This window comes from Novosphingobium sp. UBA1939, from assembly GCF_002336885.1.
Lineage (GTDB): Bacteria > Pseudomonadota > Alphaproteobacteria > Sphingomonadales > Sphingomonadaceae > Novosphingobium.
This window is the reverse complement of the sequence record NZ_DDFB01000112.1, coordinates 1-825: the sequence shown is the minus strand read 5'-3', so window position 1 is coordinate 825 and position 825 is coordinate 1. Positions and strand designations below refer to the sequence as shown.

The window sequence follows — 825 nt, the reverse complement described above, 5'->3', positions numbered from 1 at the left end:
GCAAGGCTCAGCGAAACCGGCTCCTCTGGCGAGGACCGCAGCCGCACCGCCACATCGCCCGCCGTCGGCGCCCCTTGCGCGTAACGGCGCACGGCATCGGCGAGCGCGCCCTTGTCCTCGCGGATGACAAGGTCCGAAGGATAGGGAGGCGGCATCGTGTCGTCATGGCCGGCGGCGCGCAGGAAAGCCCGGTTTGCGAACAGGAAGCGCCCGTCGCGGTCCGTCATGGCCAGGCCCAGCGGCAGCCTTGCGAGCAGAGCCTCGATCTGCGGCAGGCCGGTGCGCGCGTCGCCCACCCCGCCCTGGTTGTCGAGCAGGATGAACAGCGAGGCGGTGTGCGAGGGATCGGCATCGATGCCCCCGTCCGGATCGGCTACCGGCATGTGGATGAAACGCACCGGGATGCCCTTGGCCCCCTCGCTCGCGTAGTAGATCCGCTCCTGCTCGTCCGAGCGGAACCAGGACACGAATTCGGTCCCGGCAACCGCGCCGTTCTCTTCCCCGCTGGCGCGGCTGGCGAACGCGGTATTTCCGGCAAGGATGCGCCCGTCCGGCGCCACGACCGCCGCCTGGATGCTTTCGCGGGCCAGCGCGCGACCCACCTTGCCGCCGATGTGCTGCACCATCTCCGCCACCAGATCGCGCTGGTTCACGGGCGTGAAACGCCACACGAGGTAATCCTCGCCCCGCCCNNGCGCGGGCGACTTCACCGCTCCAGCGGCCGGTCGCGGTTTCGATCAGGTCCAGCGTGGCGCGCCCGTCGCGCCAGGCGGTGCGAGCGGCGGCATCGAGCGCCTCGGCCTGCGGCTTCGACACCGGCAGGCG

1 protein-coding gene is annotated in these 825 nt (G+C 71.2%); it reads right to left on the bottom strand.

The window, feature by feature from the left end; translation table 11 throughout:
• Positions 1-710: PAS domain-containing protein (locus B3547_RS14595; RefSeq protein ID WP_349676494.1), on the bottom strand; the 710-nt coding region annotated here is incomplete at its 3' end.
• Positions 711-825: the final 115 nt, after the last annotated feature.